The organism is Microbacterium sp. NPDC089698 (genome assembly GCF_044749045.1).
Classification (GTDB): Bacteria; Actinomycetota; Actinomycetes; order Actinomycetales; family Microbacteriaceae; genus Microbacterium.
The window spans coordinates 575847-582239 of sequence record NZ_JBIVHE010000002.1; the positions used below are offsets into that span (position 1 = coordinate 575847).

General features: G+C 70.4%; 6 protein-coding genes. 4 read left to right on the forward strand and 2 right to left on the reverse strand.

The window, feature by feature from the left end:
• Nucleotides 1-23: 23 nt before the first annotated feature.
• The 4 genes from ACIPY5_RS09830 to ACIPY5_RS09845 all read left to right on the forward strand — a co-directional run bounded on the left by ACIPY5_RS09830 (nucleotide 24) and on the right by ACIPY5_RS09845 (nucleotide 4230).
• Nucleotides 24-602 carry a DUF1349 domain-containing protein gene (locus ACIPY5_RS09830; protein WP_400969833.1) on the forward strand — a complete coding sequence of 193 codons (579 nt, stop codon included), beginning with the start codon at nucleotides 24-26 and terminating at the stop codon, nucleotides 600-602.
• A gap of 146 nt (nucleotides 603-748) precedes the next feature.
• Nucleotides 749-958, forward strand: coding sequence for a heavy-metal-associated domain-containing protein (locus ACIPY5_RS09835; RefSeq protein WP_251443585.1), 210 nt, complete (start codon nucleotides 749-751; stop codon nucleotides 956-958).
• Nucleotides 958-1905, forward strand: a complete 948-nt coding sequence (locus ACIPY5_RS09840; RefSeq protein WP_400969837.1) for a heavy-metal-associated domain-containing protein — start codon at nucleotides 958-960, stop codon at nucleotides 1903-1905. Before ACIPY5_RS09835 ends, ACIPY5_RS09840 begins: the two co-directional genes overlap by 1 nt.
• Before the next feature lie 39 nt (nucleotides 1906-1944).
• Nucleotides 1945-4230 carry a heavy metal translocating P-type ATPase gene (locus ACIPY5_RS09845; protein WP_400969839.1) on the forward strand — a complete coding sequence of 762 codons (2286 nt, stop codon included), beginning with the start codon at nucleotides 1945-1947 and terminating at the stop codon, nucleotides 4228-4230.
• A gap of 16 nt (nucleotides 4231-4246) precedes the next feature.
• Here ACIPY5_RS09845 and ACIPY5_RS09850 read toward each other — a convergent pair whose 3' ends face one another.
• Nucleotides 4247-4954, reverse strand: a complete 708-nt coding sequence (locus ACIPY5_RS09850) for an RNA polymerase sigma factor (protein WP_400969842.1) — start codon at nucleotides 4952-4954, stop codon at nucleotides 4247-4249.
• A 956-nt stretch (nucleotides 4955-5910) separates the two neighbouring features.
• A partial coding sequence (locus ACIPY5_RS09855; RefSeq protein WP_400969845.1) for a thioester domain-containing protein occupies nucleotides 5911-6393 on the reverse strand: 483 nt, incomplete at its 5' end.

Genomic DNA, 6393 nt, shown 5'->3' on the forward strand with positions numbered 1-6393 from the left:
GCGGCCGCCCGTAGCCTGAGGTCATGACGGACATCGCCTGGTCGGACGGACGCTGGACCCACGATCCTGCGGGGGTCGTCGAAGAACGGGGGGACCTCGTCGTCACCGCCGTCGAAGGCAGCGACGCCTGGCGGATCACGTCCTACGGCTTCGTGCACGACAGCGAGCATGCGCTCCTCGTGCCGTTCGAGGTCGACACGGCCGTGGAGGTGGAGTTCACCGCGGCGTTCTCCGCGCAGTTCGACCAGGCGGGCGTCTTCGTGCGCGTCTCGGAGGAGCGCTGGGTCAAGGCGGGGGTCGAGTTCGCGGACGGCCGGCCGCAGGTCGGCGCCGTCGTCACCGAGGGGGCTTCGGACTGGTCGTTGGCCCCGGTGCCGGAGTGGGCGGATCGCCGGATCCTGGTGCGGGTGAGCCGCGGCGCGGACGCGCTCACGGTGCGGGCCGGTCTCGTCGGAGCGCCGCTCCAGCTCGTGCGCGTGCTGCCGTTCCCGGGCGAGATCCTCGCCGAGGCGGGGCCGTTCGTGTGCGCGCCGACCAGGGCCGGCCTCGCCGTGCGGCTGCACGCCTGGCGCGTGGTCGAGGCGGACGGCGCGCTGCACTGACTGTAGGACGGCGCGTCGCGCCGGTGTGACTCCCTGATCCGCCGTTCCCTCGCGGCGGCTTTCGTCGATGGATGCGGAATACCCCCAGGGGGTATATGGTTGTCGATATCGGATACCCGGATGGGGTATCGACCGAAGGAGACGACATGACCACGACCGAGTACCAGGTGACCGGGATGACCTGCGGGCACTGCGAGATGTCCGTGCGCCGCGAGGTCGGCAAGATCGCCGGCGTCGATGCCGTCGAGGTGAGCGCGGCCGACGGCTCGCTCCGGATCACGGCGAGCGCCCCGCTCGAGGACGCGAGCGTGTTCGCGGCCGTCGACGAGGCCGGATACCGGGCGGTGCGGGCCTGATGAACGCCGCGGGACGACTGGGCCTCTACGGGGCCGGGCTCGCGGCGGCGTTCGCCGTCGCGTTCGGCGCCGCGGCGCTCGTCGCCCCGCGGGAGGCCGCGGCGCAGAGCACTCAGCAGGAGGAGAAGAGCATGAACGGGCACGACGCACACGACGCCGCGGCGCAGGGGGACGGCGGCCACGGCGCTCAGGCTGCGGCTGAGACGACCGCCGGCGTGTCCCTCGCCGCGGGCGGGTACGCGCTGAGTCCGGTCTCCGCGCCGGTCGCGGTGGGGGAGCAGGGGACGCTGAGCTTCCGGATCCTGGACGGATCCGGCGCCCCGGTCACCGCATACACGCCGCAGCACGAGAAGGACCTGCACCTCATCGTCGTCCGCAGCGACGGCGCCGAGTTCCGGCACGTGCACCCGACGCTCGACGCGAGCGCCGGCACCTGGAGCATCCCCTGGTCCTGGACCGCCGCCGGCTCGTACCGGGTGTTCACCGACTTCGCGGCGGCCGGCGCGGAGCCGGTCGCGCTCACGCGCACCGTCGACGTGGCCGGATCCTTCGCGCCCGTCGTCCCCGCGACGAGCACGGAGACGAGCGTCGACGGCTTCGACGTGGGCATCGCGGGCGATCTGGTCGCCGGATCCGACTCCGAACTGACCGTCACCGTCCGGCGCGACGGCGTGCCCGTCACGGCGCTGCAGCCGTACCTCGGCGCCTTCGGGCATCTGGTCGCGCTGCGCGAAGGCGACCTCGCCTACCTGCACGTGCACCCCGAGGGCGCTGCCCCGACAGGCCCGGAGGCGACGTCCGGACCGGACGTGCGCTTCGGCGCGCACGTGCCCACCGCCGGCCGCTACCTGCTCTACTTCGACTTCATGGCCTCCGGATCCGTGCACACGGCGGCATTCGTCCTGGACGCGCACGACGGCTCCGCGACGACGACGCATCAGCACTGACCACCCTCGAAGACGACCGACCCGGAAGGAGATGCACCCATGAACGCGAACAGCGTGGAGCTCGAGATCGGCGGGATGACGTGCGCCTCCTGCGCGAACCGCATCGAGAAGACGCTCAACCGGATCGACGGTGTCACGGCCACCGTGAACTACGCGACCGAGAAGGCGAAGGTCGACCTGCCGGACGGCTTCGACCCCGCGAAGCTCATCGCCCAGGTCGAGGACATCGGCTACTCCGCGGTGCTCCCTGCGCCGCCCGCCACGGAGGCGCCGTCGGACGGCTCGGGCGCGCCGGCGGCGGAGTCCGACGACCCCGAGCTGCGCTCGCTGCGCACCCGGCTCGTCGTCAGCACCGTGCTGGCCGTGCCCGTCATCGCGATGGCGATGATCCCCGCGCTGCAGTTCCCCCACTGGCAGTGGGCGTCGCTCGCGCTCGCCGCTCCCGTGATCGTGTGGGGTGCGTGGCCGTTCCACCGCGCCGCGTGGCTGAACCTTCGTCACGGCGCCGCGACCATGGACACGCTCATCTCGATGGGCACGCTGGCCGCTTTCGGCTGGTCGCTGTACGCCCTGTTCTTCGGCACGGCCGGCATGCCCGGTATGAGGCACGAGTTCTCGTTCGCCCTGCAGGCCGGTGACGGCAGCAGCAACATCTACCTCGAGGTGGGCGCGGGCGTGACCGTGTTCATCCTGGCCGGCCGGTACTTCGAGAAGCGCTCGAAGCGGCGGGCGGGCGCGGCGCTGCGCGCGCTGCTCGAGCTGGGCGCCAAGGATGTGGCGGTGCTGCGTCCTTCGACGGGCTCAGGGGCCGGGGCAGGGGTCGGGGGTGCGGACTCAGGGACCCAGGAGGTGCGGATCCCGATCGCGCAGCTCGCGGTCGGCGACGAGTTCGTGGTGCGACCGGGAGAGAAGATCGCGACCGACGGCGTCGTCGTCTCCGGGACCTCGGCCGTCGACGCCTCGATGCTCACCGGCGAATCGGTGCCGGTCGAGGTCGGCGCGGGCGACACGGTGGCCGGTGCGACCGTCAACGCGGGCGGACGCCTCGTCGTACGGGCCGCGCGCGTCGGATCCGACACCCAGCTCGCGCAGATGGCGCGACTCGTCGAGGATGCGCAGACCGGCAAGGCCGAGGTGCAGCGCCTCGCGGACCGGATCAGCGGAGTGTTCGTGCCGATCGTGATCGCGATCGCCGTGGTGGCGCTCGGCGCCTGGCTCGGCGCGGGATTCCCCGCTACGGCGGCGTTCACGGCCGCGGTGGCGGTGCTCGTGATCGCGTGCCCGTGCGCGCTCGGCCTGGCCACCCCGACGGCGCTGCTCGTGGGCACCGGCCGCGGGGCGCAGCTCGGGATCCTCATCAAGGGACCGGAGGTGCTGGAGTCCACCCGCAAGGTCGACACGATCGTGCTCGACAAGACCGGCACGGTGACGAGCGGGCGCATGGAGGTCACCGGCGTCGTCGCCGAGGACGGCACGGATCCCGCCCAGCTGCTGCGCCTGGCCGGCGCCGTCGAGGGCGCGTCCGAGCACCCGATCGCGCAGGCCGTGGCCCGCGCGGCGGCCGGTGCGGGGCCGGTCCCGCCCGTCGAGTCCTTCGAGAACATCCCGGGTCGTGGCGTGCAGGGCATCGTCGACGGTCACGCCGTGCTCGTGGGACGGGAGGCGCTGCTCGCGGACTGGGCGCAGCACCTGAGCCCGGGCGTCGCGGCGGCGAAGGCCGAGGCCGAGGCCGGCGGCAAGACCGTCATCGCTGTCGGCTGGGACGGATCCGCCCGCGGCGTCGTCGTGATCGCCGACACCGTGAAGCCCACGAGCGCCGAGGCCGTCACCGCGCTCAAGCGCCTCGGTCTCACCCCGATCCTGCTCACCGGGGACAATGAGGCGGTCGCCCGCCGGATCGCCGCGGAGGTGGGCATCGACGAGGTGATCGCCGAGGTGCTCCCCGAGGGCAAGGTCGACGTGGTCACCCGGCTGCAGGAGGAGGGGCGCGTCGTGGCGATGGTGGGCGACGGCGTGAACGACGCCCCCGCGCTCGCGAAGGCCGACCTCGGCATGGCGATGGGCACGGGCACCGACGTCGCGATCGAGGCCAGCGACATCACGCTCGTGCGCGGAGATCTGCGCACCGCGGCCGACGCGATCCGGCTCTCCCGCCGCACGCTCGGCACCATCAAGACGAACCTGTTCTGGGCCTTCGCGTACAACGTGGCCGCGGTCCCGATCGCCGCGCTGGGCCTGCTGAACCCCATGCTGGCCGGAGCCGCGATGGCGTTCTCGAGCGTCTTCGTGGTGGGCAACAGCCTGAGGCTGCGCCGCTTCCGCTGAGCCGAGGCTCGGGCGCTCAGAAGAACGTCGAACTCATCTCGACGAGTTCCGGTAGGACGTGCGCACAGATCACGCAGATCGCAAGATGGGTCACGACCTCAGCGGCCACGGCTGCGTCGCTCGGCTCCGTGAGATAGCGCGGGAACAGTCGCACCGCGTGGTCGGGACGATCGCGGAGCAGAGGCGGAAGATGCAGCTCGATCCAGCGCAGCTTGAAGCCTGCTCTGGCGCGGCGGTGCAGTGCGGACACGGCGTTCGGGCGAATGCCCAAGTCCTCTGCGATGGCGGTCCGCGACACCTGCTCCACATCGGCGAGCCAGAGCACACGTTGCCATCGCAGCGGCAACGTGCCGAACACCTGCGCGATGGTGTCCGCACCGGAGCGGGTCCCGACGGCGGCGAGACCATCGCGATCGTCGACCTGATCGATGTTCTCCGCGTCGATCAGGAACTCCGCCTCGCGGCGCCAGCGCATGGCGGTGTTCCGGATCACTGCTTTCAGATACGAGCGGAACGCGAACTCGGGCCCCGTGGTCGTCGTCGTCACCTGCTGATAGACGCGGAGGAACGCCTCCGAGGCGAGGTCTTCTGATCGCTCGGGCAAGAACTTGCGCGCATAGCGCACCCCTGCGTCGTAGTGATTCTCCCAGAGCGTGGCGTACGCTCGGCGGTCCCCGGCCCGGACCTGTCGGAGCAATTCGGCGTCGCTGCGGCCGTACGCCATGCACCCTCCCCGGCCCCCAGGTCCAGCCGGAGCGAACAGGGCGACCGTTCCAGCACGAAGTCGCGAGTTCGGGTCGCGCGGCTTCCACGTCAAAAGAGTCAATTGCCTGCTGCAGGTGACGAATCCCGTCCTGAGCGGCACCCGGCGCCGATTCTGCGACGGTGAGTCGGTCTTTTCGCGACGACTTCAGATTCTTCGAATTCTTCGCCGTCATGTTCCGTCGCGGATGTGGTCTCTTGAAGACATACGGCACCGCCGATGAGGTTCCAGCTCCTCATCGTGTCGATTTCCCATCGGCCGTATACGCCACGTGGCTGGCGGGATGCGGCCGGTCTGGAGACCGGCCGCATCATTCTCTGCCCGTCCTCGCCGGCGCGCAGTCGCTCGACTCGGGGAGTATCGCCCGGCTCTTGTCGAGCTCGAGGTCGTTGATGACCGTCGGTCTCCGCACCGATGTCGTCTACTCGTGAGGGGCTTCGACCCGGTCCGGTGCATTGCGCGTCGTCGCAATGAGCAGCCCTCTCGGAAAGGGAAGCCGCGTCACTTCCCGTCCTCTTCCCACTCATTTCTTGCGAGACCGCAGGGACATTCCTTCCGGCGGTCTTTCGGGTGCGGCCCGTGCCGCGGAGACGATTGCGGTTCGCATTTGCAGCGGATCCGACCTCTGCAGGTGCGGGCCGCACCGCGTTGCGCTTTCCGGGCAGCACCAGGAATGCGGGAGTCCCGATTTCGCGGTCGGTGAGCATTCCAGAGACTCGCTCACCCGCGTCGAGATCCGCTGTCCGAATCTGCTGAGACATTTCCGATCACCGGGAGGTGGTGGTCCGCAGCCGATGTCCGCGGACCACCACCTTTCTCGCATGCCTTCTCCGAGTCCGTTTCAGCGCCGGCACGTGATCCATCGGCGCTGTCGCCCGTGCCCGGTCAGCCCGGTGTCGAGCGGGGCGGGCAGGACGTCAGGCGCAGTCGCACACCATCGCGAGCGACTGCTTGTGGGCTCCGGTCGTGGGCGTACCGCACTGCGAGGTGCTGGAGGAGACGACCTTGAGGCAGCTGCTGGGGGCTGTCGCCGTATTGTTCCAGGCGCCGTTCACGAGGTAGGTGTACACCGCCTTCTCCTGCAGGAACCGGGGGGTCTGATTCGTGGGATCGCCGTCGGCGAAGGGCCAGTTGCTGTCGATGTAGGCCAGGTCGGTGTAGGCCCAGATCGCGTACTGGGTGGCCTCGATGACGTCGTCTTCGAGCAGGCCGGACTGCCCCGTGGCTGCCTCGAGAGCGCTGAGGGAGACCATCGGATAGCTGTGCTGCATGATCCACTCCACCTTCGCCTGCACCATCGCGGCGGTCAGCGTGGCGCTGGTGGCGCCCCCGGGCAGAACGTAGTTCGTGGTGGAGGCGCCGTTGTTGAAGTTGTTGCTGCCGAGGAAGCTGCTCGCAGG